Here is a 22,956-nt window from a genome sequence, read left to right on the forward strand (position 1 = left end):
CCCCTCCCTCCGCCCTCCACTCTCGCGCTCCCCGGCGCCCGCCCCCCCCCCCCCGCGCCCCCCCCCCCCCCCCCCCCCCCCCCCCCCCCCACCACTCCACCGAGAGTGATCGGATGACCGTCCCCGGCCGCGCTCTCCCCGTTGCTCGTGTTGCGCTCAACGGGCCCCCAGCCATTGGCCGTTGACATCCACGGAAGGTCACCGAGGTACGAGGTGCCCGCAGGGGGAGCGATCACCACGGACGCGGTGAACGGCAGGGTGCTGGTGACGCGCGTACCGCTCGGTGAGCGGTAACTCGCCTTCAACGTAAGTTCGTACGACCCGGTGGGCGTCCCGGCGGGAGCCGTCACCGTCCACTTCGTGCGCAGCGTCCGGCCCGTTCGTACGGCCTTGGCGGTCGTCGACGACTTGGCCCGCACCTTCCATCCGGCGGGCCCGGTCAGGCTCACCGAGACCCGCTCGGCGGTCGTACGGCCGAGGTCGGTCACCGTCGTCGTGAGCGGGGTCGCGGTCGCCGCCTGGACCAACGGGGCGCTGTCCAGGCCGAGTTCGACGGCGGGCGGGTTCTTGACCGACTGACGGTCGGCGACGACCCGTACGAGGACCGTGCCGTGGGCTGGGACGGTCGCGGAGATCGTGCCCGCGGTGTTGTAGCTCCTGTGCTGCCAGAGGTCGCGGAGGGTGTAGGCGCGGGCATTAGGGAGGCCGACGGCCGTGGCGGTGGTGGCGATGCGCTGGGCGCTGCCGGACTCGTTGAAGAGCGCGACCGTGCGGCTGCCGTCCTTCATCTCCTTGGCGACGACCCAGCGTCCGCCCTCGGAGGTGACAACGTTGCCCTGCTTGCCCAGCGGGTCCTGGTCGACCGCGATGACCTCCTTGTTGTCGAGGATGTCGAAGGTCGCGTCGGTCGCCTTGCGCAGGTCCGAGCCGATGAGGAGCGGTGCGGCCATGATCGACCACATCGAGAAGTGGGAGCGGTACTCGGTGTCCGTCATCCCGCCGTTGCCGACCTCCAGCATGTCGGGGTCGTTCCAGTGCCCGGGTCCCGCGTACGGCGCGAGGGGGAGGTTCTGCTTGAGGATCGACAGCATCGAGCCCCAGTTGTCGCTGATGTCACCGGTGGTGCGCCACAGGTGACCGACGTCCGAGGCCCACTCCCAGGGCTTGTTCTCGCCCCATTCGCAGATGCTGAAGACGATGGGCCGGCCGGTCGCCTTCAGTGCGTCGCGCATGGTGGTGTAGCGCGACTTGGCGTCCACGCCTTGGTTGTTGCAGTTGTCGTACTTCAGATAGTCCACGCCCCAGTCGGCGAACTGCCGCGCGTCGCTGTACTCGTGGCCCAGGCCGCCCGGGAACCCGGCGTCGTTGCAGGTCTTGGTGCCCGCGCTGGTGTAGATGCCGAGCTTGAGTCCCTTGGAGTGCACATAGTCCGCGACGGCCTTGATGCCGTGCGGGAAGCGGACCGGGTCGGGGACGAGCCGGCCGTCGGCGTCACGGGAGGGCAGGGCCCAGCAGTCGTCGAGGTTGACGTACTGGTAGCCGGCCGCCTTGAGGCCCTTTGCGACGAACAGGTCCGCGATTCCCTCGACCATGGACTCGTTGAACTCGGCACGGCAGTTGGTGGAGTTCCAGTTGTTGAAGCCCATCGGAGGGGTGAGCGCCTGACCGTCGGCCAGGGCGGGGGAGGCGGGGTTCTGTACGGGAGCGGCGATCGCGGGAGCGGCGAGGCCCGCCGCGCACAACAGTCCTGCTGCGAGCGCTCCTGCCACTCTTCGGCGGGGTGTGCGGGTGTGGGGATGACGCATGGTGACCTTCCTCCGGACTGGCGAGAGATGGGATCACTTCCTGTGCGTGCCATGTGCGCGATTACGTTAGGACGTGTCCAACTCTGTTGGAAGAGGTGCGTATTGATTGTTCGACTTTCCATCCCATGACTTTTGAACACGTTCAACTTTCTGCGCTAGGCTCACTCCCGAACAGAAGGGGGAGCCCAGTGAAGATCGTCATTCCCGGTGGTACGGGACAGGTGGGCGCGATCCTCGACCGCGCCCTGACCGAGGCGGGCCACGAGGTCGTCGTCCTCACCAGGCGGCCGAAGCGCGAGGGCGAGGTGTGGTGGGACGGTGAGCACCTGGGCTCCTGGGCCCGGGAGATCGACGGCAGTGACGTCGTCATCAACCTGGCGGGCCGCAGCGTCAGTTGCCGCTACACCCCCGCCAACCTCAAGGCCATGATGGACTCGCGCGTGCACTCCACCCGCGTCGTCGGCGAGGCCGTCGCCGCCGCCGCGCACCCGCCGCGCGTCTGGCTGCAGATGAGTACGGCCACCGTCTACGCCCATCGCTACGACGCCCCCAACGACGAGGCCACCGGCCTGATCGGCGGCGCCGAACCGGGCGTCCCCGACTACTGGGCGTACAGCGTCGAGATCGCCAGGAACTGGGAGCGCGAGCAGGAGCGCGCCGACACCCCGCACACTCGCAAGGTCGCCCTGCGCGCCGCCATGGTGATGAGCCCCGACCGGGGCGGTGTCTTCGACGTGCTGCTCGGGCTGGCAAGGCTGGGGCTCGGCGGTCCGGTCGCGGGCGGCGCCCAGTACGTCTCCTGGATCCACGACCAGGACTTCGTCCGTGCCGTCGAGTTCCTCGTCGCGCGCGACGACATCGCCGGGCCGGTCAACCTCGCCGCCCCGGGGCCGCTCCCGCAACGCGCCTTCATGCGCGTCCTGCGCGCCGCCCGGGGCATCCCCGTGGGCCTGCCCGCCACGAAGTGGATGGCCGAACTGGGCGCCTTCGCGCTGCGCTCGGACACCGAACTCCTGCTCAAGAGCCGGCGGGTGGTCCCGGGGCGGCTGCTCGCGGAGGGGTTCACCTTCGACCATCCGCAGTGGCCCGAGGCGGCCGTGGATCTCGTACGACGGTCGCGCGGCGGAGCGGTTTCCACCCGGCGGCCGGTCCGGGCGTGACCCCGGCGCGCTTCCTCAGTTGAACGGGGCATGAAGAAGCGCAGCATGCTGGCCATCGCCTCCCTCGCCACCGGTTTCGTCGTCGCCGCGATCACTCCGTCGCACTCCCACGACCACGACGTACTCGGCGATCTCAACGTCAAGGACACCGTGGGTTCCATGGACCACCTCGTCAGCGACGGCAGCCTCGCCGTCGACGAGGGCGCCCTCGGAGAGAACAGCTGATACCGGTCCAAAGCCAACGGCGCCGGTGCCTCGTCGGAGGGGGTACCGGCGCCGTCGTATGTGCGCTCTCAACTGGGGCTGGTTTCCGTGGCAGGGTGGAACGGGCAAGCCTCAGGGGGCCAACAGAAGAGGGGGACCTGTGACCGTCGTCTGGATCAACGGCGCGTTCGGTGCAGGCAAGACCGCCACCGCACGGGAACTGATCGACCTGATCCCGAACAGCACGTTCTTCGACCCCGAGATCATCGGAGGGGCACTTCCGAACCTGCTCCCGGCCAAGCACCTCGCGGAGGTCGGCGACTTCCAGGACCTGCAGATCTGGCGACGGCTCGTGATCGAAACGGCCGCCGCCATGCTCGCCGAACTCGGCGGGACCCTCGTCGTCCCGATGACCCTGCTGCGCCAGGAGTACCGCGACGAGATCTTCGGCGGTCTCGCGGCCCGCCGGGTCGCGGTCCGGCATGTTCTCCTTGCACCGGCGGAAACGATCCTGCGCGAGCGAATAGCCGGCCGGGAGATCCCACCGGACCTCCCCGACGGCGAGCTGCGGATGCAGCAGTGGGCGTACGACCACATCGAGCCGTACCGCGCCGCACTCGCCTCCTGGCTCACCGCCGACGCTCATCTCGTCGACACCAGTGCCCTCACCCCGTACGAGACGGCCTGCCGGATCGCCGACGCGGTCGGCAGCGGTACCGTCCCGGTCTGCGACATCGTGCAGACCCCGGAGCCCACCTCCGAGACCGTCGCGGCCGGCGTGCTCCTCTTCGACGAGCAGGACCGGGTCCTCCTCGTCGATCCGACCTACAAGGCCGGCTGGGAGTTCCCCGGTGGCGTCGTCGAATCCGGCGAGGCGCCCGCCCGGGCCGGCATGCGCGAGGTCACCGAGGAGACCGGCCTCGTCCTCGACGACGTACCCCGGCTGCTGGTCGTCGACTGGGAGCCACCCGTTCCGCCCGGCTACGGCGGCCTGCGCCTCCTCTTCGACGGTGGCCGGCTGGGTGCCGCCGAGGCGGACCGACTGCTGTTGCCCGGACCGGAGTTGCGCGGCTGGTGCTTCGCCAGTGAGCAGGAGGCCGCGGACCTGTTGCCGCCGGTCCGCTACGAGCGTTTGCGGTGGGCGTTGCGGGCCCGGGAACGCGGGGCCGCGCTGTATCTGGAGGCGGGCGTACCGCTCGGGTGACGACACGTCAATTTGCGGTCTGATCAACGATGTTGAACGGGACTTTGCCTTTTCGGGGACACCACCTGGCGATTTTGCGGGGCATGGGTCATTCCGATAGCAAAGCGAGGGCGAATTGTCGCCGTCCCGGTATGAACAGGAACGTGAAGAAGGTACATCGGAGCTCTAACGTCTTTGCGCAGCTCAGTTCTCTCGCGGCCGTCGGCCGCCTCGACGGGACCGGACATTTCGCCGGTCGAAGGAGAGGAACATGCGCGCGCCATCCTCGGCCCTCACCCGGGCCCTCACCCTCGCCGCCGGGCTCACCCTGGTGCTCACCGCCTGCAGCAGCGGCGGTGGGGGCGGCGGCCCGAGCAAGGGCAGCTCGGCCGGACTCACGTCCTGCAACACCGTGGGCAAGGCCAACACCTGCAACTCGGCAGCCACCAAGTCCGGCGGAACGTTCACCTATGTGCTGGAGAAGAACATCCAGCAGTGGAACGTGCAGGACGTCAACGGCAACACCTTCGAGAACGCCGAGGCGATGGAGGTCGTCCTGCCTCAGGTGTTCATACCCCAGCCGGACTTCACCGTCACTCTGAACACCGACCTGGTGACCTCGGCGACGCAGACCAGCACCAGCCCGCAGACCATCGTCTACAAGATCAACCCCAAGGCGGCGTGGAACGACGGGACGCCCATAACCGCCGACGACTTCGTCTACTACTGGCGCACCAACGACGGCAAGGACTGTCCGCCGCCGCCCGCCAGCGACTCCACGCAGACCAAGGGCTGCCTGCCCCAGAGCACCGCGGGCTACGACCGGATCAAGTCCATCACGCCGTCCGACAACGGCAAGACCTTCACCATGGTGATGTCCAAGTCGTACTCGGACTGGAAGTCGCTGTTCGGCGGGGGCTATCCGCTCTACCCGGCCCACACCGCCGAGAAGATCTCCGGCGCCAAGGCCGGTGACGCCGCCGCCATGACGGCCACGCAGATGGCGCAGGCCTGGCAGTACTTCCTGAAGACGCCGCCCACCAAGTACCCAACCGCGGGCGCCTACAAGATGCAGCAGTGGGTCGACAACGACCACGCCACCTACGTGCCCGACCCCAAGTGGACCGGTGCGAAGAAGGCGACCCTCCAGCGGCTGATCTTCAAGGTGATCTCGGACGCCACCCAAGAGCCAACAGCGTTGAAGAACAACGAGGTTCAGGGCATCTACCCGCAGCCCGAGGTGGACCTGGTCAACCAGGTCAAGGACATCCCCGGCGTCACCTACACCATCGGCAACGGTCTGACCTGGGAGCACTTCGACCTGAACCTGCACAACCCGGTGATCGGCAAGTATCTGGCGCTCCGGCAGGCGATGTTCACCGCGATCAACATCAAGGACATCATCGCCAAGACGGTCGGTCAGTTCGACCCGGCCGTGAAGCCGCTCGGCAGCCACAACTTCGTTCCCGGGCAGGCCGGTTACAAGGACCTGGTCACCAGCACCGGCCAGGGGTCGGGCGATCTGACCAAGGCCAAGAAGTACCTCACGGACGCCAAGTTCACCGGGGTGGGCACGGCGTTGAAGACGCCGGACGGCAAGGCCGTCGGACCCTTCAACTGCCGTTACACCACCGGCAACCAGATCCGGCAGAGCGAGTGCCAGATCCTGCAGAGCAACCTGGCGAGCCTCGGCATCAAGGTCACCATCAAGCCGATCGGCGCCGCCGACCTCGGCACGGTCCTCGCGGGGCACCAGTACGACATCATCGTGTTCGCGTGGGTCGCGGCACCGTTCCCGACCAGCAACGCCCAGCAGAACTGGTTCACCGGCGGTGGCGGCAACTTCGGCGGCTACAGCAACAAGACGGCCGACTCCATGATCTCCCAGGCCGTGGGCGAGACGGACGCGACCAAGGCCGCGGCCCTGCTCAACCAGGCCGACCAGCTCATGGTGAACGACGCCTACGTCCTGCCGCTGTACCAGAAGCCGACGTTCCTCGCCGTGCAGACGCGGTTCGTGAACATGCGGAACAACGCCACGAACGTGGGCCCGGCGTACAACACCGGCGAGTGGGGCCTGAAGAAGTAGCCCCACAGCCTGGGAGAACAGCTCCACCGGCACGCCCGTCGAGCCCGGCCCCGGCGACACCGGGGCCGGGCCCCGACCAGGGACGGCATCCCCGAACCGCCGGCCTCCGAGAGAAGACCGCATGCTCGCCTACACCGTGCGCCGCATCCTCGTCTCCATACCCGTCCTCATCGTCTCGACGTTCATCGTGTTCCTCGTCGTCGTCAACTCCGGCGACCCGGTGGCCAATTTCGCCACCTCACGCCAACCCGCCCCCAGCAAGGCGGCGGTGGCCGCCTTCGCCCGGCACATCCACGCCAACCAGCCGGTGATGGAACGCTATTGGAACTGGATCACCGGCGTCCTGCACGGCGACTTCGGCCCGTCCGTGCAGGCCAACCTGGACATCGGGCACGACCTGTTCACCCGGTTCAAGGTGACCATCACCCTGGTCGCCGCCGCGATGATCCTCGCGCTGATCATGGCCGTCGTCTTCGGCGTGTTCAGCGCCATCCGCCAGTACTCCGCCGCCGACTACACCATCACCTTCTTCGGCTTCCTGTTCCTCGCCATGCCGGTGTTCTGGTTCGCGGTCCTGCTCAAGCAGGCCGGAATCTGGTTCAACGAGAAGACCGGCAGCCAGTTCCTCGGCACCATCGGCGAGAAGTCCCCGTACCTCGAAGTCGACACCACCTGGAACCAGTTCACCGATCACGTGGGCCACCTCATCCTGCCCACCATCACCCTCGCCCTGGTCTCCTTCGCGTCCTGGACCCGCTACACCCGCGCCTCCATGCTGGAGGTCCTCAACAGCGACTACGTACGGCTCGCCCGCGCCAAGGGACTTCGGCGCGGCAAGGTGATGATCCGGCACGCGCTGCGCACCGCCCTCATCCCGCTGGCCACCGTCACCGCGCTCGACATCGCGATCATCCTGGGCGGCGCGGTGATCACGGAGACGATCTTCCAGTGGCACGGCATGGGCGAGATGCTGGTCCAGGCGGCGACCACGCTCGACGTCTACCGCACCATGGCCTGGCTGCTGCTCTCCGCCGTCGTCGTCATCGGGTTCAACCTCATCGCCGATCTCCTCTACGCCGTACTCGACCCGAGGATCCGCTATGACTGACATCGAGGCACCGGGATCAGCGGGCACTCAACTGCCGCCCCGCGACCGCGAGTTCACCGTACGGCGACGCACCCAGACCCAGCTGGTGCTGCGCCGATTCGTGCGGCACCGCGCCGCGATGGTCAGCCTGGTCGTGTTCGTGCTGATCGTGCTGTGGGCGTTCATCGGCCCGCACCTGTGGCACTACTCGTACGAGAAGTACACCGAGGACAACTCCAAACCGCCGTCCTGGAAGCACCCGTTCGGCACCAACTCCTCGGGATACGACGCCTACGCACAGGTCATGCGCGGCACCCAGACCTCACTCAAGATCGCCATCATGATCGCGCTCGGGTCCACCCTGGTGGGCGCGATCTGGGGCGCCATCGCCGGTTTCTACCGGGGCATCGTCGACGCGGTCATGATGCGCGTCGCCGATCTCGTGCTGACGCTGCCCCTGTTCGCGATCGCCCTGGTCATCTCCTCGCGCACCGGCGGCTCCTGGTACTGGATCGCCATCGTGATCGCCGGACTGACCTGGGCGTACGTGGCCCGGGTGGTGCGCTCCTCGGTGCTGTCGCTGCGCGAGAAGGAGTTCATCGAGGCGGCGCGGGCGCTCGGCGCCTCCGACGTGCGGATCATCTTCCGGCATCTGCTGCCCAACGCCCTCGGCCCGATCATCGTCAACGCGACGATCCTGGTGGCGACCGGCATCCTCACCGAGACCGCGCTCTCCTTCCTGGGCTTCGGCGTCCAACCGCCCGACACCTCCCTGGGGTTGCTGGTCTCCCAGGCGCAGACCGCGGTCGACACCCGGCCCTGGCTCTTCTACATCCCCGGCGCGTTCATCATCGCCATCGCGCTGACCATCAACTTCATCGGCGACGGACTGCGCGACGCCTTCGACCCCCGGCAGCAAAGGGTGCGACAGTGACGACCACGAGTCATGGAGTGCGCGAGGTCCCCGTGACCTCCGCCGTGCTCGAAGTCGAGGACCTCAGCGTGGAGTTCGGCACGGAGGACGGGACGGTACGGGCCGTACGCGGCGTCGGCTACCGGCTCGACCGCGGCGAATCGCTGGGTATCGTCGGCGAGTCGGGATCCGGGAAGTCGGTCACCGCCCTCGCCGTGATGGGACTGCTGCCGACCGGCGCCAAGGTGCGCGGCTCGGTCCGCTTCGAGGGCACCGAACTCCTCGGCCTGTCCGACGCGCGCCTCTCCGACCTGCGCGGCAGCGGCATCGCGATGATCTTCCAGGACCCGATGACCTCCCTCAACCCCGTCTACGACGTGGGCTACCAGATCAGCGAGACCCTGCTCCGCCACAACCCCGAGATGAAGCACAAGGACGCCCGTAGACGGTCGATCGAACTGCTCGGCACCGTCGGCATCCCCAGCCCCGAACGGCGCGTCGACAGCTACCCGCACGAGATGTCCGGCGGGATGCGCCAACGCGTCGTCATCGCGATCGCCATGGCCAACGACCCGGACGTAATTATCGCCGACGAGCCGACCACCGCCCTCGACGTCACCGTGCAGGCGCAGATCCTCGAAGCCCTGGAGACCGCCCGCGCCGAGACCGGCGCGGCCCTCGTCCTCATCACCCACGACCTCGGTGTGGTGGCCGGCCACACCGACCGGGTCGCGGTCATGTACGCCGGCCGGATAGTGGAGACGGGGTCGGTCGAGGACATCTTCTACACCCCGCGCATGCCCTACACCCTGGGCCTGCTCGGCTCCCTGCCCCGCCTCGACCGCGAGGAGGCACGCCTCACCCCCATCACCGGCTCACCGCCGAGCCTGCTCAACCTGCCGCCCGGCTGCCCCTTCTCGCCCCGCTGCCCGATGCGCCGGGACGTGTGCGACACCGACGAACCCGTCCTGCGCAGGGCGGGCGGAGCCCTGCACCTCAGTGCCTGCCACTTCGCCGACGAACTCGTCGACACCGGTGCCGATCAGGTCTTCGACGCGGTCGGCGCGGACACCGAGGCCCTGGCCCGCTTCGCCGACGCGGCGCCCGCCACGAACCCCGAGGAGGACCCCGTATGACCGCGCCCGCGCAGGCCGACACCCCCCTGCCGCCGCTGCCCGGCCACGGCGGCACCGGCGAACCGGTCCTCCAAGTCCGCGACCTGGTCAAGCACTTCCCGGTCATGTCCAAGGGCGTCGTCCGCCGCCGCGTGGGTGACGTGCACGCCGTCTGCGGAGTCTCCTTCGACCTCTACGAGAACGAAACCCTGGGCCTGGTGGGGGAGTCGGGTTCCGGCAAGACCACGATCTCCCGAACCGTCCTCGGCCTGGAACGGGCCACCGCGGGCCAGGTCCGCTATCAGGGGCATGAACTCACCGAGCTGAGCAGACGTCAGATACGGCCCCTGCGAAGGGAGTTGCAGATCGTCTTCCAGGACCCGTACGCCTCGCTCGACCCCCGGATGACCGTCCACGAGATCGTCGCCGAACCGCTGCGCATCCACGGGCGGTACGGGTCCGGGGCGGGCGCCGAGGTGAGCGAACTCCTGCGGCTGGTCGGACTCAACCCCGAGCACGGCAACCGCTTCGCCCACGAGTTCTCCGGCGGCCAGCGTCAACGCATCGGCATCGCAAGGGCGTTGGCGCTGCGCCCGAAGGTCGTCATCCTCGACGAACCGGTGTCGGCCCTCGACGTGTCGATCCAGGCGGGCGTCCTCAACCTGCTGATGGACCTGCAGAGCGAACTGAGCCTGTCCTTCCTGTTCGTCGCCCACGACCTGTCGGTGATGCGGCATGTCGCCGGCCGGGTGGCCGTCATGTACCTGGGCCGCCTGGTCGAGATCGCCCCCGCCCGTCAGCTCTTCGCCCGCCCGGCGCACCCGTACACCCAGGCCCTGGTCTCCGCCATCCCGCTGCCCGACCCGCGCAAGGAACGCGCCCGGAAGCGGATCACCATCCAGGGCGACGTCCCCAGCCCGGTTCGGCCGCCCAGCGGCTGCCGCTTCCGCACGCGCTGCCCCAAGTTCGCGAACCAGCTGACCGAGAGCGAACGTACGTCCTGCGTGGAGGAGGTGCCGGCGCTGGTCGACCGGGGTGGGGGGAACCCGGTCGCCTGCCACTACGCGGAGAGTGTGGAGCTGTTGTAGCCGAGTTCCTCGGCGGACGGGTACGGCGTCAGCCTGCACTCGTCCATGAAGCGTCGGTTGAAGTCACCCACCGTCAAGGCGAGTTGGGCGTACCGGGAGATGAGTTCGGCGGCGGCCTCGGGGATGCCCTCGGGCCGCTTGCCGTCGTCGGCGCACGCGCGGATGAACTCCAGGCGTTCGCCCGGCCCGTAGCCGTATTGGTCGACCACGAGCCAGTGCACCAGGTAGGAGAAGGCGTAGGCGCGGTCGTAGTGAAGGTGGTTGTCGTAGAAGTCGCGTTCGTCCGCGGCGAGCCGGAAGCGCGGGGAGAGGGCGAGGCCGTAGTCGGCGAGGTAGAGCTGCTGCCCGTCGGTAAGGATGTTCCCGAAGTGGACGTCGAAGTGCAGGAGTTGCCGCTCGCGGAGGAAGCCGGTGACTGCTTCGAGGCCCTGCTCCACGAGGGCGCAGGCAGTGTCGGGGGCGTCGCCGCGCAGCTGTCCGGGGAGCCAGTCGTGGAGGGTGTGCGGCAGGTGTTCCATGAACAGCGTCAGGCTCGCGGACGCCGTGCGCAGGGCCTCGATGTGCTCACGTCCGGTGCCCCAGTAGGCCACGGTCCGCTCCACGTCGGCGAGTTCGTCGGGCAGTGGCTGGTCCGGGTCGGGCAGGACCCGCCAGTGATGCAGCAGCGGGAAGCCCGCAAACCGGTCGGACAGCACCCAGTTGGTCGTCATCTCGTGGACGGCCAGCTCCCGCCAGACGCCGAACCCCGGACTGGGGAGCGCGCCGATGCCGTAGTGGCAGTAGGCGGGCGCCCCGAACACATTGGCCGTGGACCGTACGTTCTCCGCCCGCCGCTCCACATCCGTGAGCGGCATCCGCTTCACGAACACCTTTCTGCCGTCCACCTCGACCAGCGCCGAGCGCCCTCCGATGCCGGACCCCAACGGCGTTGCCGCGTCGACCAGTTCGGCGAGCTCGTGGTCGGAGAGGCGGGCGAGGGACGTGGCGATGTCGCTGTGGGCGGCGAGGCGCGCGGTGCGGGACATGCCCCCATCCTCGTTCAGGCGGCGCCGAGTCGGACGGTCATCTCCACGGTCACCTCGTCGTCCGCGCCGAGACCGCGCGGCTTCCGCACCGCGTTCTTGAGCGGCAGCAGGTAGCCGCCGTCCTTGGGGAAGAGCGAGGTCGTGAACACGGCTTCGCCGATCCGCGCCTCGACGGGGATCACTCCCCAGCCGTACGAGGCCAGGGTGGCGACCTCGCGTATGTCCGCCGACTCCTCGTCCGGCACGGGGACGAAGTAGTACGGCGCGGGGCCGCGCCACTCGATCACCCGGCCGGTGAAGACGAACCGCATGGACGCGCTCAGCTGCCCGCGTAGTTCTGGAGGAACACCGCCTCAGCCACCGACAGCCGCTCCAACTCCTCAGGGGACACGCTCTCGTTGACCGCGTGGATCTGCGCCTCGGGCTCGCTGAGGCCGATGAGGAGGATCTCCGCCCGCGGGTAGAGCGCGGCGAGGGTGTTGCACAGCGGGATGGAGCCGCCCTGGCCGGCGTACTGCATCTCCTGGCCGGGGTAGGCGACCGCCATCGCGTCGGCCATCGCCGTGTACGCGGGGCTGGTCGTGTCGGCGCTGAAGGGCTGGCCCTGGCCGATCTGTTCGGTGCTGACGCGGGCGCCCCACGGGGTGTGGGCCTCCAGGTGGGCCTGGAGCAGCTTGGTCGCCTCCGTCGAGTCGACGCCCGGCGGGACGCGGAGGCTGACCAGCGCGCGGGCGCCGGCCTGCACGGAGGGGGTGGCGCCGACGACCGGCGGGCAGTCGATGCCGAGGACCGTGACGGCCGGGCGCGCCCAGATGCGGTCGGCGACCGCGTCGGAACCGATCAGCTCGACGCCGTCCAGCACCTTGGCGTCCTGGCGGAACTGCTCCTCGTCGTACGACAGTCCGTCCCAGGTCGCGTGGGCGGCGAGCCCGTCGACGGTCGTCGAGCCGTCCTTGGCGCGCAGCGAGTCCAGGACGCGGATCAGCGCGGCGAGCGCGTCGGGCGCGGCGCCGCCGAACTGGCCCGAGTGCAGGTTGCCTTCGAGGGTGTCGATCTGGACGCGCACCAGGGTCATGCCGCGCAGGGTCGAGGTGACGGTGGGCAGGCCGAGGCGGAAGTTTCCCGTGTCGCCGATCACGATGGTGTCGGCGGCCAGGAGTTCGGGGTGTTCCTCGGCATACCGCTCCAGGCCGCCGGTGCCCTGCTCCTCCGAGCCCTCGGCGATCACCTTGACGTGCACCGGGATGCCGCCGTTGGCCTTGAGGGCGCGCAGGGCGAGCAGGTGCATGATCAGGCCGCCCTTGCAGTCGGCGGCACCGCGCCCGTACCAGCGGCCGTCGCGCTCGGTCAGTTCGAAGGGCGGGGTCGTCCAGGCGGACTCGTCGAGCGGGGGCTGTACGTCGTAGTGGGCGTACAGGAGCACGGTCTTCGCGCCCTCGGGGCCGGGCAGGTAGCCGTAGACCGACTGTGTGCCGTCGGGGGTGTCGAGCAGGGCCACGTCCTGGAAACCGTCGGTGCGCAGCGCGTCGGCGACCCAGTTCGCGGCGCCCTCGCTCTCGCTCTTCGGGAACTGGTCGAAGTCCGCCACCGACTTGAAGGCCACCAGCTCGCCGAGCTCAGTTCTTGCCCTGGGCATCAGCGAGGCGACGGTCTCGGCGACCGGATTCGACGACATGGGCACGCTCCTTGTGGGTGCGACGTTGTACGAATGATGCCGTCGATCCTCCCACAACGGCCTGTGGCGATGTCCGCCGTAGGATGCGGGGGACAGGTGCGGCAGCGGCTTGATCGGGAGCAGTAGACCATCGTGAGCAGCGAGAACTCTTCGGCGGACGACGTGCAGCGGGTGTGGGACGTCGTCGTGGTGGGCGCGGGACCCGCGGGGGCCTCGGCCGCCTATGCGGCGGCCGTCGCGGGACGGCGTGTGCTGTTGCTGGAGAAAGCCGAGTTGCCCCGCTACAAGACGTGCGGCGGCGGCATCATCGGCCCCTCGCGGGACTCCCTGCCACCCGGCTTCGACCTGCCGTTGAAGGACCGGGTGCACGCCATAACGTTCTCTAACAACGGGCGTTTCACCCGCACCCGCCGGTCCCGGCAGATGCTGTTCGGGCTGATCAACCGGCCCGAGTTCGACCAGCAGCTCGTCGAGCACGCGCAGAAGGCGGGCGCCGACCTGCGCACCGGCGTCACGGTGACACGAGTCGAGCAGCACGGCTCGGCGGTGCCGGACCGCCGTACGGTCGCCGTGGTGCTGAGTGGCGGCGAGACGGTCCTCGCGCGGGCCGTCGTCGGCGCCGACGGCAGTGCCAGCCGCATAGGAGCACACGTCGGGGTCAAGACCGACCAGGTGGACCTGGGCCTGGAGGCGGAGATCCCGGTGCCGGAGACCGTCGCCGAGGACTGGAAGGGGCGGGTGCTCATCGACTGGGGCCCGATGCCCGGGAGTTACGGCTGGGTCTTCCCGAAGGGGGACACGCTCACGGTCGGAGTGATCTCCGCGCGCGGTGAAGGCGCCGCCACCAAGCGGTACTTGGAGGACTTCATCGCCCGGCTCGGCCTCGCCGGCTTCGAACCGAGCATCTCCTCCGGGCACTTGACCCGCTGCCGGGCGGACGACTCGCCGCTCTCGCGCGGGCGGGTGCTGGTCTGCGGGGACGCGGCGGGACTCCTGGAGCCGTGGACCCGGGAGGGCATCTCGTTCGCGCTGCGCTCGGGACGGCTCGCGGGGGAGTGGGCGGTGCGGATCGCCGAGGCGCACGACGCCGTGGACACCCGCCGCCAGGCGCTGAACTACGCGTTCGCGATCAAGGCGGGGCTCGGCGTGGAGATGAGCGTCGGCAAGACCATGCTCGCGGCCTTCGAGCGGCGCCCCGGACTGTTCCACGCCGCCCTCACCGGCTTCCGGCCGGCCTGGAAGGCCTTCATGGACATCACCCGGGGTTCGACGACGCTGGGCGAGCTGGTGCGCAGCCACCCGATGGCGCAGCGCGCGCTGACCGCCTTCGACCGCAGGACCGCGGAGCCGGTGGAATCCGCGGAGGGTGAGGCCGGCTCCTGACCGCGAGGTCAGCTCCTGACCGTGACGTGGAAGACGGGGTGGTCGGGGGCGATCCGGCGCAGTTCGTCGTCGGAGGAGTCGGGGCCGACTCCTCCGAAGAACACGCCGACCTCGGCCTTCCAGCGCTTGAGGTAGGCGCGCAGCAGCGGCACCTTGTCGTCGCCGGTGACCTCGGTCGCGGTGAACACGTCCACCTTCTTGCCGAGCCGCAGCTCGCCGCCGCCCGCCGCGCGCATGTTGTGCGTCCACTGGACGTGCCCGCGCGGGGCGACGAGGTACTGCTGGCCGTCCACCGTCAGCAGGTTCACGGGGGTGGTCCGCCACTCGCCGCTCTTGCGGCCGCGGACCGCCAGCACCCGTGAACCCCAGACACTGAGGCCGCGGCGGGTGAACCAGGCGACGGCGCGGTTGAAGACGTTGACCGTGAACCAGCCGGGCTTCTGGACATGCGTGCTCATGACGACTCCTGGGTTTCGGAGAGCGCGGCTCCCTTTTGTGAGCACTGCTCTCGCTCTCGGGAACAGTCTGCACCGGTTCGGCGATCCATTGCAAGAGCGGTGCTCTCTTTTTTGTTCGCCGCTCTCGTTTGTGTGCACTGATCTGGATCCATGCCACACTTGCCCGTATGAGCACCACACAAGGCGCCCGCGCCCGAGCCAGGATCGAGGTCACCGCGGCCATCAAGGACGAGGCGCGCAGACAGCTCGCCGCCGAAGGCGCCGCGAAGCTCTCGCTGCGCGCAGTGGCCCGTGAACTGGGCATGGTCTCCTCCGCCCTGTACCGGTACTTCCCCAGCCGCGACGACCTGCTGACCGCTCTCATCATCGACGCGTACGACTCCCTGGGCGAGGCCGCGGAGACCGCGCACTCCGAAGTCGCCGACGCCGCCCCGCTGCTCCGCTGGACGACCGTGTGCGAGGCGGTGCGCACCTGGGCCCTCGCGAACCCGCACGAGTACGCGCTGATCTACGGCTCACCGGTCCCCGGGTATGTCGCCCCCGAGACGACCGTCCCGTCCGCCGCCCGCGTCGCCCTCCTCGCCATCGGCGCCGTCCAGGACGCCCACCGGGCCGGCACCCTCACCGAGCCCCCGCTCCCGCCCGGCCTGCACCCCGAGGCGGACCGCATGATCGCGGACTTCGCCGGCGGCCTCCCGCGCGGGTCGGCCATCGCCCTCGTCGCGGCCCTGGCCGAGGCCTACGGCCTGGTCAGCTTCGAACTCTTCGGCCAGTTCCACCGCGTCGTCGAGGACCGCGAGCAGTTCTTCAACCACGCGGTACGACGCCTCGCGCTCGGGGTGGGGCTCACGGAAGGCTGACCTGGGGGACGTACTCCCGGGGAAGTACGCGTGATCACCCCGTCCGGCTGACGCCCCCGGCGCCGCTCGGCGTCTAGCGTGACGTGCATGGACGAGCAGCGCGTACGCGGCGCAGGACCGCCCCAGTGGTGGCGCCACGGACCGCCGTGGGACGGGGCGTCGGCTCCGACGCGGTGGCCGTGGCGCTCCACGCTGCTGGTCACCGTGGTCGTGCTGATCGGCAGCAGCTTCGCCTCGCACAGCCAGCCCGATCGCGTCCCACTCGACCCCTACGCGCGCGTGCTGCTCATCTTCGGCTCGGTGCTGCTCCTGTGGCGCCACCGCTACCCCGTAGCGGTGGCCTTCGGGACCGTGCTGGCCGCCGTGCTCTATTTCGGTGCCGGATACCCGTACGGCCCCGTGTTCCTGCCCGTCGCGCTCGGCTGCTTCGGCGCTGTTGTCGCCGGGCGCCGCTGGGCGGCGTGGACCGCGCTCGGCGCGCTCTGGGTTTCGCACCTCCTGATCGCGCACTGGCTCTACCGGTGGCTGCCCCCGCAGCACGACCACGCGATGCCCTGGGGCCGTGAACTGGCCGTCGCCACCTGGCTGGTGGCCGTCGCCGCGATCTCCGAACTGGCCCGCACCCGCCGCGACCAGTGGGTCCGCGAGCGGGCCGAGCGCGCCGAGGCGGCCCGCCGCCGCGCCGACGAGGAGCGGCTGCGGATGGCCCGCGAACTGCACGACGTCCTCGCGCACAGCATCTCCGTCATCAACGTCCAGGCGGGCGTCGGCCTCGCGCTCCTCGACTCCGACCCCGAGCAGGCCCGTACGGCCCTGACCACCATCAAGGCCGCCAGCAAGGAGGCGCTCGGCGAGGTCCGCCAGGTCCTGGACAGCCTGCGCACCCCCGGCGACGCGCCCCGGGCCCCGGCCCCCGGCCTCGACCGGCTGCCCGAACTGGTGCAGCAGGCGGCGAGCGCGGGCCTCGCGGTGGAGGTCGAGGGAACGCCGCCCCGCCTCCCGCCCGGCATCGACCTCGCCGCCTTCCGCGTCGTCCAGGAGGCCCTCACCAATGTCGTACGGCACTCGGGTTCTCGGCACGCGCGCGTGCACGTCGACCACGATGCCCGGGAGCTGCGGCTGCGCGTCGACGACGACGGGCCCGCGACCGGTGCGGAGGCCGGGGGCAGCGGCAACGGGCTGGCCGGGATGCGGGAGCGGGCCGCCGCGCTCGGTGGCACCATCGAGGCGGGCCCGCGCCCGGACGGGGGCTTCCGGGTGCTCGCCGTACTGCCGTTGAAGGTCACACCGAAGGAGGACGACCGGTGATCCGGGTACTGCTCGCCGACGACCAGTCGCTGGTCCGCGCCGGGTTCAAGGCGCTGCTGGACGCGCAGCCGGACATCGAGGTCGCGGGCGAGGCCTCCGACGGTGAGGAGGCGGTGCGCAGGGTGGGCGAACTGCGCCCGGATGTCGTCCTGATGGACATCCGCATGCCGCTGCTCGACGGCCTTGCGGCCACCCGGCGTATCACCGCGAACGGCGACTTCAAGGACGTGAAGGTCGTCATGCTGACCACCTTCGAACTCGACGAGTACGTCTTCGAGGCGATCCGCTCCGGCGCCTCCGGCTTCCTGGTCAAGGACACCGAACCGGACGAACTCCTGCGCGCCGTAAGGGCGGTGGTCGACGGCGACGCACTGCTGTCCCCCGGAGTGACCCGCCGGCTGATCGCCGAGTTCGCGGCCCGCTCCAAGGAACCGGCGACGGCCGACGCCCTCACCCAACTCACCGAGCGGGAACGGGAGGTGATGGCCCTGGTCGGCATCGGCCTCTCGAACGAGGAGATCGCCCGTCGCCTGGTCGTCAGCCCGCTCACCGCGAAGACCCATGTCAGCCGCACGATGGTGAAGCTGGGCGCCCGGGACCGGGCCCAACTGGTCGTGCTGGCCTACGAGTCGGGGTTGGTCCGCCCCGGCTGGCTGGGCTGACCCGCCGCCTGCCGATAGCGGTACAGCACGGTCGCCACGCGCACGAAGAACACGACGGGCAGCAGCACGAGCCCCGCCCATGTCAGCACTGCCTCCACCGTGCCCGGCAGCGCGAACAGCCACACCGGACCGGCGACCGCCCCGAACACGACGACAGCCGCGAACACCGCGCTGACCAGCGCGTACCCGATCTCGACGGTCATCGCGTCCCGCTCGGCCTGTGTGCGCCGTCCCCCGGTCATGCTCATCCCACGAGTCTCACACGTGTGCGCCCGACGGAGCAATCGGCTCCGCCGGGCGCACACTCGGGGAGGCGTCCCCCTAGTCGCGGACCGAAACGCGATCCGCTTCCGCCTCCTTCACAGTGGACCTGGCGACCACGATGGTCTGTTGGTCACGTCGGCCGCGCAGTCCCGGCAGGGTGATCAGCAGCCCGGCGAGCGCGATGAACGTCACCACGATGAGCCCGGGCCGGTAACTGTCGAGCACCGCCTGCGGGGTGGCGTGCGCGGGGGCGTGCGCGGTGACCACGGCCGTGACGACGGCCAGGAAGATCGCGCCGCCGACCTGCACCGAGGTGTTCAACAGCCCCGAGACCATGCCCTGTTCGTGGTCCTCGACCCCGTTGGTGGCCTGGATGTTCAGCGAGGGGAAGACCAGCGCGCAGGCCGCGCCGATCAGCAGCATCGACGGCAGGATCACCGCCGCGTATCCCGGATCGAGGCTGACCCGCAGGAACAGCGCGTACCCGACGACCATCAGCGCGAAGCCCGTAGCGATCAGCCGCTGTGTGCCGAACCGGTCGACGATCGAGCCGACCTTCGTCGAGGACACGGCCACCACCGCCCCGGCCGGCAGAAAGGCGAGCGCGGTGTGCAGCGCGGACCAGCCGAGCAGCGACTGCATGTACAGCGTGACGAGGAACTGGAATCCGACGTACGACCCGAAGAACGCCATCGCGCCGAGCTGGGCGCGGATCTGGTTGCCGGAGCGCAGCACACCGAGCCGGATCAACGGCCCGGCGGAGCGCCGCTCGACGTACACGAAGACGCTCAGCAGGACGGCAACCGCCAGGAAGGACAGGAGAGTTCGGGCCGATGCCCATCCGGCGTCGGGAGCCTGTACGACGGTGAAGACCAGCAGCAGCATCGACGCGGTGCCGAGGACGGCGCCGGGGACGTCGTAGCCGTTGTGGTCCTTCTCGCGCTCACTGCGCGGCAGCAGCTTCAGGCCGGCGAGCAGGGCGATCAGCGCGATGGGCGCGGGAAGCAGCATGGTGAGCCGCCAACTGGCCTCCGTGAGCAGGCCGGAGAGCACCAGGCCCATCGAGAAGCCGGTGGCCGCGCAGGTGGTGTAGATGGACAGGGCGCGGTTGCGCAGCGGGCCCTCGGCGAAGGTCGTCGTGATGATCGACAGACCGGCCGGTGCGGTGAAGGCGGCGCTGAGGCCCTTGATGAAGCGGCTGGCGATCAGCAGCGGACCCGAGTCGACGAGCCCGCCGAGCAGCGAGGCCACCGCGAAGACTCCCAGGGCGACCAGGAAGACCTGGCGTCGGCCCAGCAGGTCGGCGGTCCGGCCGCCGAGGAGGAGCAGTCCGCCGTATCCCAGGATGTAGCCGCTGACGATCCATTGGAGCGTCGAGGTGGAGAGGTCGAGTTCGGAGCCGATGGAGGGCAGGGCGACGCCGACCATCGACACGTCGAGCGCGTCCAGGAACATCGCGGCGCAGAGCACCAGCAGGGTGCCCCAGAGCCGGGGAGTCCAACGTCCCTCGGACAGGGAAGGGGAGAGCGGAGAGGTCATGCCGCAGAGACTACATGCGTATGCATCGAATGCAAGCGCATTTAATTACGGTGCAATAAATCCGCTTCTCTGCTACGGTGCGCTCTCATGGCGGCGAAGAAGGCCGAGCAGGCGCTCGTGGACCAGTGGCGGGAGATGCTGGCGCTGCATGCCCGCACCCAGTGCGAACTCGACCGCACCCTGCACCAACACGGCCTGTGCGGCAGCGACTTCGAGGTGCTTGACGTGCTCGCCGGTGACGCCTGCGCGTATCGCGTCCAGGAGATCTCCGAGCGCGTCCACCTCAGCCAGAGCGCCCTGTCCCGGCTGATCGCCCGGCTGGAGAAGGACGGTCTCGTCGAGCGCGGCATGTGCGCGGAGGACCGCAGAGGCGTGCGCGTGACCCTCACGGAGAAGGGGCGCGACCTGCACGGCGAGGTACTCCCGTTGCAGCGCGCGGTGCTGACGAGGATGCTGTCCGGCTGACGGGCCGTCAACTCCAGGTGATCGCCGACTTCTCCCGCCACAGCGCGGCGAGCGACGTGTCCCCGGAGACGGCCGGGAACGGCCTCCGGTTCCACAGAGCGAGGTACAACTGCCCAGCGGGACCGGCCAGTTCGCAGTCGGCCTCCCCCGAGCCGCCCCGCTCGGCGGCGGGCGGCTCCTGAGACAGCCGTACGGTCCACACGGCGTCGTCCGCGTCCGTGGCGCGCACCCGCAGCACCCGGGGCTCGGCGCTGCGCACCCTGCTTCGGCTGCGGGCGTGGAAGCCGCGCAGCAACTCGTCGATGCCGTCGGCCGCGAAGTCCGGGGCGATCACGGTGGGGGTGCCGCCGCGTGCCGCCTCCGCGTCCAGCCGGTGCACGGTCGTCTCGTGCGCCTGACGCCGCGCCCAGAAGGCGAGCGGTGACGGCGCCGGCAGGAAGTACCAGCACTCCACGTCGGGCGGGGCGGCGGCAAGGGTGTCCACGAGGGAGCGGTGCCCTGCCCGGAACCAGGCCACCAACTCCGCGCCGTCCAGCTCCGGCAGACCGCCGTCGGGGTGGTACGCGGTGTGTCCCTCGGCGACGAACGCGGTCGCCCAGCGATGCACCATCCCTGTGTGCCGCAACAGGTCCCGCACCCGCCACTCCGGGCAGGTCGGGACCTCGGCGTCGACCCCCGCCGCCTCGGCGGCCGAGGCCAGCAGGCCGCCCTCCCGGTCCAGCGTCCGTACCAACGCGTCGGTGTCCATGGGGGCGAGTGTGCCGTACGGAAGGCGGGGCGGGTGCTCCCGCGATCAGTCGGTGGCGAGTGCCTTGCGCAGTGTGGTGACGGCCAGGGTGATGGCGGCTTCGGCGGCGTGGGTCTCGCGCAGGGCGTTGAGCATGACGAAGTCGTGGATGATGCCCTGGAATCGGACGGCGGTGACGGACACACCGGCTTCGCGGAGTTTGTTGGCGTAGGCCTCGCCCTCGTCGCGCAGGACGTCGGCCTCGCCGGTGATGACCAACGCCGGGGGCAGGCCGGTGAGTTGCTCGGTCGTGGCGCGCAGCGGGGACGCGGTGATCCGGGCGCGTTCGGTCTCGTCGGTCGTGTACTGGTCCCAGAACCACTGCATGCCGTCGCGGCGCAGGAAGTAGCCCTCGGCGAACTGGTGGTAGGAGGCGGTGTCGAAGTTCGCGTCGGTGACCGGGTAGAACAGCACCTGCTGCACCAGGGGGACATCGCCCCGTTCCTTGGCCATCAGTGTGAGTGCGGCGGTCATGTTGCCGCCGACCGAGTCGCCGGCGACGGCGATGCGCGTGGCGTCCAGGCCCTTGGTCGCGCCCTGCTCCACAACCCACTTGGCCACTGTGTAGTTCTGCTCGATGGCGACGGGGTAGCGGGCTTCGGGGGAGAGGTCGTACTCCGGGAAGACGACCGCGGCCTGTGTGCCGACGGCGAGTTCGCGCACGAGCCGGTCGTGGGTGTGGGCATTGCCGAAGACCCAGCCGGCGCCGTGGATGTAGATGATCACGGGGAGTGTGCCGGTGGCCCCGGCCGGGCGGACGATACGGGCCTTGACCTGGCCGGTGGGGCCGCCGGGGACGGTGATCCACTCCTCGTCGACGGCGGGCTTGGGGATGTCGCCGGACTGGACCTCGTCGACCGCCTTGCGGCCCTCGGCCGGAGTGAGGTCGAAGAGGTAGGGCGGGTTCGCGGTCGCCTCGGCGAAAGACTGGGCCGCGGGTTCGAGGACCGGGCGGGGCGCGGTGTTGTCGGTCATGACGATCTCTCCTCCGAACGGGTACCGCGGACGGCTCCGGTGGGGTCCGGGCCGTTGGTGCGGCACGAGCATGAGAGTAGCGCGCGATTAAGTTGTGCACAACTAAAGCGTGCTCGATAGAATCGATCGGACCTGAACGATAAGGTGGTGATTGCCCTGAAGAGCACCGGAGCGAGGAGTCGCACCATGAGCCCAGCCGCCGCGGAACCGGCCGAGGGATCGCTGCTCCTCGACGACCAGCTGTGCTTCGCGCTGTACGCGGCCTCCCGCGCGGTGACCGCCCGTTACCGGCCGCTGCTCGACGAACTGGGCCTGACCTACCCGCAGTACCTCGTCATGCTCGTCCTCTGGGAGCAGGACTCGATCTCCGTACGGGAGTTGGGCGCCGCGCTCCAACTGGAATCCAGCACGCTCTCCCCGCTGCTGAAGCGGCTGGAGGCGAACGGACTGCTGCGCCGCGAACGCCGGCGCGACGACGAGCGCTCGGTCGCCATCCGGCTCACCGACACCGGCGCGGGGATGCGGGAGCGGGCCGCCGCCGTGCCCGTGTCGATCGGCGACGCGATGGGCCTGACCCCTGACCAGGACGCCCTGGCGAAGCAGCTCCTCCGGCTGATCACGGCCAACGTCGCCGCCGGCTGACCGGCCTCCCACCTGCGCGTTCACGCCTCGCGGAGCAGTGTGTCGTCGCCGCTGTTCAGCTTAGGTTGCAGGTCCAACGGCATCTCCAGGACCGGGTCACCGGTATACGGTCCGAAGCGATTTCCCGAAAGGAAATGGCTTACGTCAATGGAGATTCAAGCCGAACACCCACGTCAGCCTCCGGGCCCCGGGACACGACTGACGGAGTCGGCACCGTCACCCCCGCCGTAGCCGCGCACATCACGCCACGCGCAGTTCACACCCGGTCA

At 69.7% G+C, this 22,956-nt stretch carries 23 protein-coding genes; 14 read left to right on the top strand and 9 right to left on the bottom strand.

What is annotated here, in order from left to right; all coding sequences use genetic code 11:
• Positions 1 to 1,805: NEW3 domain-containing protein (locus ACFXC1_RS27835; protein WP_463294364.1), on the bottom strand; the 1,805-nt coding region annotated here is incomplete at its 3' end.
• A 188-nt stretch (positions 1,806 to 1,993) separates the two neighbouring features.
• On the opposite strand from ACFXC1_RS27835, the gene ACFXC1_RS27840 reads away from it, so the two are divergent.
• From ACFXC1_RS27840 to ACFXC1_RS27875, 8 genes are all read left to right on the top strand, one after another.
• Positions 1,994 to 2,965, top strand: coding sequence for a TIGR01777 family oxidoreductase (locus ACFXC1_RS27840; RefSeq protein ID WP_381247124.1), 972 nt, complete (start codon positions 1,994 to 1,996; stop codon positions 2,963 to 2,965).
• Between the two features lie 30 nt (positions 2,966 to 2,995).
• On the top strand, positions 2,996 to 3,190 hold the full coding sequence (locus ACFXC1_RS27845) for a hypothetical protein (RefSeq protein WP_019069460.1): 195 nt from the start codon (positions 2,996 to 2,998) through the stop codon (positions 3,188 to 3,190).
• A 139-nt stretch (positions 3,191 to 3,329) separates the two neighbouring features.
• Positions 3,330 to 4,373: an NUDIX hydrolase gene (locus ACFXC1_RS27850; protein WP_381247127.1), complete on the top strand. Its 1,044-nt coding sequence runs from the start codon at positions 3,330 to 3,332 to the stop codon at positions 4,371 to 4,373.
• A 250-nt stretch (positions 4,374 to 4,623) separates the two neighbouring features.
• On the top strand, positions 4,624 to 6,441 hold the full coding sequence (locus ACFXC1_RS27855) for an ABC transporter family substrate-binding protein (protein WP_381247130.1): 1,818 nt from the start codon (positions 4,624 to 4,626) through the stop codon (positions 6,439 to 6,441).
• Between the two features lie 121 nt (positions 6,442 to 6,562).
• Complete coding sequence (locus tag ACFXC1_RS27860) at positions 6,563 to 7,549, top strand: ABC transporter permease (protein WP_381247132.1); 987 nt, start codon at positions 6,563 to 6,565, stop codon at positions 7,547 to 7,549.
• Positions 7,542 to 8,462: an ABC transporter permease gene (locus ACFXC1_RS27865; RefSeq protein ID WP_381247135.1), complete on the top strand. Its 921-nt coding sequence runs from the start codon at positions 7,542 to 7,544 to the stop codon at positions 8,460 to 8,462. The genes ACFXC1_RS27860 and ACFXC1_RS27865 overlap by 8 nt, the downstream gene beginning before the upstream one ends.
• Complete coding sequence (locus ACFXC1_RS27870) at positions 8,459 to 9,577, top strand: ABC transporter ATP-binding protein (protein ID WP_463294369.1); 1,119 nt, start codon at positions 8,459 to 8,461, stop codon at positions 9,575 to 9,577. The genes ACFXC1_RS27865 and ACFXC1_RS27870 overlap by 4 nt, the downstream gene beginning before the upstream one ends.
• Positions 9,574 to 10,644 carry an ABC transporter ATP-binding protein gene (locus ACFXC1_RS27875; protein WP_381247137.1) on the top strand — a complete coding sequence of 357 codons (1,071 nt, stop codon included), beginning with the start codon at positions 9,574 to 9,576 and terminating at the stop codon, positions 10,642 to 10,644. The genes ACFXC1_RS27870 and ACFXC1_RS27875 overlap by 4 nt, the downstream gene beginning before the upstream one ends.
• Here ACFXC1_RS27875 and ACFXC1_RS27880 read toward each other — a convergent pair.
• From ACFXC1_RS27880 to ACFXC1_RS27890, 3 genes are read right to left on the bottom strand one after another with little or no spacing between them, the layout of a single operon-like run.
• Positions 10,617 to 11,669 carry a protein kinase family protein gene (locus tag ACFXC1_RS27880; protein ID WP_381247140.1) on the bottom strand — a complete coding sequence of 351 codons (1,053 nt, stop codon included), beginning with the start codon at positions 11,667 to 11,669 and terminating at the stop codon, positions 10,617 to 10,619. The two genes, ACFXC1_RS27875 and ACFXC1_RS27880, sit on opposite strands and share 28 nt — an antisense overlap.
• Positions 11,670 to 11,683: 14 nt before the next feature.
• Positions 11,684 to 11,980 carry a DUF1905 domain-containing protein gene (locus ACFXC1_RS27885; protein ID WP_381247142.1) on the bottom strand — a complete coding sequence of 99 codons (297 nt, stop codon included), beginning with the start codon at positions 11,978 to 11,980 and terminating at the stop codon, positions 11,684 to 11,686.
• 8 nt (positions 11,981 to 11,988) lie between these two features.
• Positions 11,989 to 13,344, bottom strand: coding sequence for a dipeptidase (locus ACFXC1_RS27890; RefSeq protein WP_381247144.1), 1,356 nt, complete (start codon positions 13,342 to 13,344; stop codon positions 11,989 to 11,991).
• Between the two features lie 132 nt (positions 13,345 to 13,476).
• Between ACFXC1_RS27890 and ACFXC1_RS27895 the strand changes: the two genes are divergently transcribed.
• Entirely contained in the window at positions 13,477 to 14,727 is a 1,251-nt protein-coding gene (locus ACFXC1_RS27895) for a geranylgeranyl reductase family protein (RefSeq protein WP_381247147.1), read from the top strand.
• Positions 14,728 to 14,735: 8 nt separating this feature from the next.
• Here the strand turns inward: ACFXC1_RS27895 and ACFXC1_RS27900 are convergent, their stop codons facing one another.
• A complete protein-coding gene (locus ACFXC1_RS27900; RefSeq protein WP_019069471.1) occupies positions 14,736 to 15,185 on the bottom strand; it encodes a nitroreductase family deazaflavin-dependent oxidoreductase in 450 nt (149 codons plus the stop codon).
• A 167-nt stretch (positions 15,186 to 15,352) separates the two neighbouring features.
• Between ACFXC1_RS27900 and ACFXC1_RS27905 the strand changes: the two genes are divergently transcribed.
• The 3 genes from ACFXC1_RS27905 to ACFXC1_RS27915 all read left to right on the top strand — a co-directional run bounded on the left by ACFXC1_RS27905 (position 15,353) and on the right by ACFXC1_RS27915 (position 18,015).
• Complete coding sequence (locus ACFXC1_RS27905) at positions 15,353 to 16,045, top strand: TetR/AcrR family transcriptional regulator (RefSeq protein ID WP_381247150.1); 693 nt, start codon at positions 15,353 to 15,355, stop codon at positions 16,043 to 16,045.
• Between the two features lie 87 nt (positions 16,046 to 16,132).
• Positions 16,133 to 17,353 carry a sensor histidine kinase gene (locus ACFXC1_RS27910; protein ID WP_381247153.1) on the top strand — a complete coding sequence of 407 codons (1,221 nt, stop codon included), beginning with the start codon at positions 16,133 to 16,135 and terminating at the stop codon, positions 17,351 to 17,353.
• Positions 17,350 to 18,015 carry a response regulator gene (locus tag ACFXC1_RS27915; protein WP_381247156.1) on the top strand — a complete coding sequence of 222 codons (666 nt, stop codon included), beginning with the start codon at positions 17,350 to 17,352 and terminating at the stop codon, positions 18,013 to 18,015. The genes ACFXC1_RS27910 and ACFXC1_RS27915 overlap by 4 nt, the downstream gene beginning before the upstream one ends.
• Here ACFXC1_RS27915 and ACFXC1_RS27920 read toward each other — a convergent pair.
• Positions 17,976 to 18,263, bottom strand: a complete 288-nt coding sequence (locus ACFXC1_RS27920) for a DUF6332 family protein (protein ID WP_381247159.1) — start codon at positions 18,261 to 18,263, stop codon at positions 17,976 to 17,978. The genes ACFXC1_RS27915 and ACFXC1_RS27920 overlap by 40 nt on opposite strands.
• Before the next feature lie 73 nt (positions 18,264 to 18,336).
• Complete coding sequence (locus ACFXC1_RS27925; RefSeq protein ID WP_381247162.1) at positions 18,337 to 19,818, bottom strand: MFS transporter; 1,482 nt, start codon at positions 19,816 to 19,818, stop codon at positions 18,337 to 18,339.
• Positions 19,819 to 19,905: 87 nt separating this feature from the next.
• Here ACFXC1_RS27925 and ACFXC1_RS27930 point away from each other — a divergent pair, with 87 nt between their 5' ends.
• Entirely contained in the window at positions 19,906 to 20,283 is a 378-nt protein-coding gene (locus ACFXC1_RS27930) for a MarR family winged helix-turn-helix transcriptional regulator (RefSeq protein WP_381247165.1), read from the top strand.
• A 7-nt stretch (positions 20,284 to 20,290) separates the two neighbouring features.
• Here the strand turns inward: ACFXC1_RS27930 and ACFXC1_RS27935 are convergent, their stop codons facing one another.
• Positions 20,291 to 21,031: a maleylpyruvate isomerase family mycothiol-dependent enzyme gene (locus ACFXC1_RS27935; RefSeq protein ID WP_381247168.1), complete on the bottom strand. Its 741-nt coding sequence runs from the start codon at positions 21,029 to 21,031 to the stop codon at positions 20,291 to 20,293.
• 45 nt (positions 21,032 to 21,076) lie between these two features.
• Positions 21,077 to 22,045, bottom strand: coding sequence for an alpha/beta hydrolase (locus ACFXC1_RS27940; protein WP_381247170.1), 969 nt, complete (start codon positions 22,043 to 22,045; stop codon positions 21,077 to 21,079).
• Between the two features lie 186 nt (positions 22,046 to 22,231).
• Between ACFXC1_RS27940 and ACFXC1_RS27945 the strand changes: the two genes are divergently transcribed.
• Positions 22,232 to 22,687, top strand: coding sequence for a MarR family winged helix-turn-helix transcriptional regulator (locus tag ACFXC1_RS27945; RefSeq protein WP_381247173.1), 456 nt, complete (start codon positions 22,232 to 22,234; stop codon positions 22,685 to 22,687).
• Positions 22,688 to 22,956 lie beyond the last annotated feature (269 nt).

The sequence above is a fragment of the Streptomyces hokutonensis genome, assembly GCF_042751305.1.
Classification (GTDB): Bacteria; Actinomycetota; Actinomycetes; order Streptomycetales; family Streptomycetaceae; genus Streptomyces; species Streptomyces hokutonensis_A.

Coding starts and splice junctions, on each gene's coding strand:
- ACFXC1_RS27910 (WP_381247153.1), top strand. CDS start 16,133: ATGGACGAGCAGCGCGTACGCGGCGCAGGACCGCCCCAGTGGTGGCGC.
- ACFXC1_RS27945 (WP_381247173.1), top strand. CDS start 22,232: ATGAGCCCAGCCGCCGCGGAACCGGCCGAGGGATCGCTGCTCCTCGAC.
- ACFXC1_RS27900 (WP_019069471.1), bottom strand. CDS start 15,185: ATGAGCACGCATGTCCAGAAGCCCGGCTGGTTCACGGTCAACGTCTTC.
- ACFXC1_RS27865 (WP_381247135.1), top strand. CDS start 7,542: ATGACTGACATCGAGGCACCGGGATCAGCGGGCACTCAACTGCCGCCC.
- ACFXC1_RS27860 (WP_381247132.1), top strand. CDS start 6,563: ATGCTCGCCTACACCGTGCGCCGCATCCTCGTCTCCATACCCGTCCTC.
- ACFXC1_RS27920 (WP_381247159.1), bottom strand. CDS start 18,263: ATGAGCATGACCGGGGGACGGCGCACACAGGCCGAGCGGGACGCGATG.
- ACFXC1_RS27890 (WP_381247144.1), bottom strand. CDS start 13,344: ATGTCGTCGAATCCGGTCGCCGAGACCGTCGCCTCGCTGATGCCCAGG.
- ACFXC1_RS27940 (WP_381247170.1), bottom strand. CDS start 22,045: ATGACCGACAACACCGCGCCCCGCCCGGTCCTCGAACCCGCGGCCCAG.
- ACFXC1_RS27885 (WP_381247142.1), bottom strand. CDS start 11,980: ATGCGGTTCGTCTTCACCGGCCGGGTGATCGAGTGGCGCGGCCCCGCG.
- ACFXC1_RS27925 (WP_381247162.1), bottom strand. CDS start 19,818: ATGACCTCTCCGCTCTCCCCTTCCCTGTCCGAGGGACGTTGGACTCCC.
- ACFXC1_RS27875 (WP_381247137.1), top strand. CDS start 9,574: ATGACCGCGCCCGCGCAGGCCGACACCCCCCTGCCGCCGCTGCCCGGC.
- ACFXC1_RS27855 (WP_381247130.1), top strand. CDS start 4,624: ATGCGCGCGCCATCCTCGGCCCTCACCCGGGCCCTCACCCTCGCCGCC.
- ACFXC1_RS27845 (WP_019069460.1), top strand. CDS start 2,996: ATGAAGAAGCGCAGCATGCTGGCCATCGCCTCCCTCGCCACCGGTTTC.
- ACFXC1_RS27880 (WP_381247140.1), bottom strand. CDS start 11,669: ATGTCCCGCACCGCGCGCCTCGCCGCCCACAGCGACATCGCCACGTCC.
- ACFXC1_RS27905 (WP_381247150.1), top strand. CDS start 15,353: ATGAGCACCACACAAGGCGCCCGCGCCCGAGCCAGGATCGAGGTCACC.
- ACFXC1_RS27930 (WP_381247165.1), top strand. CDS start 19,906: ATGGCGGCGAAGAAGGCCGAGCAGGCGCTCGTGGACCAGTGGCGGGAG.
- ACFXC1_RS27935 (WP_381247168.1), bottom strand. CDS start 21,031: ATGGACACCGACGCGTTGGTACGGACGCTGGACCGGGAGGGCGGCCTG.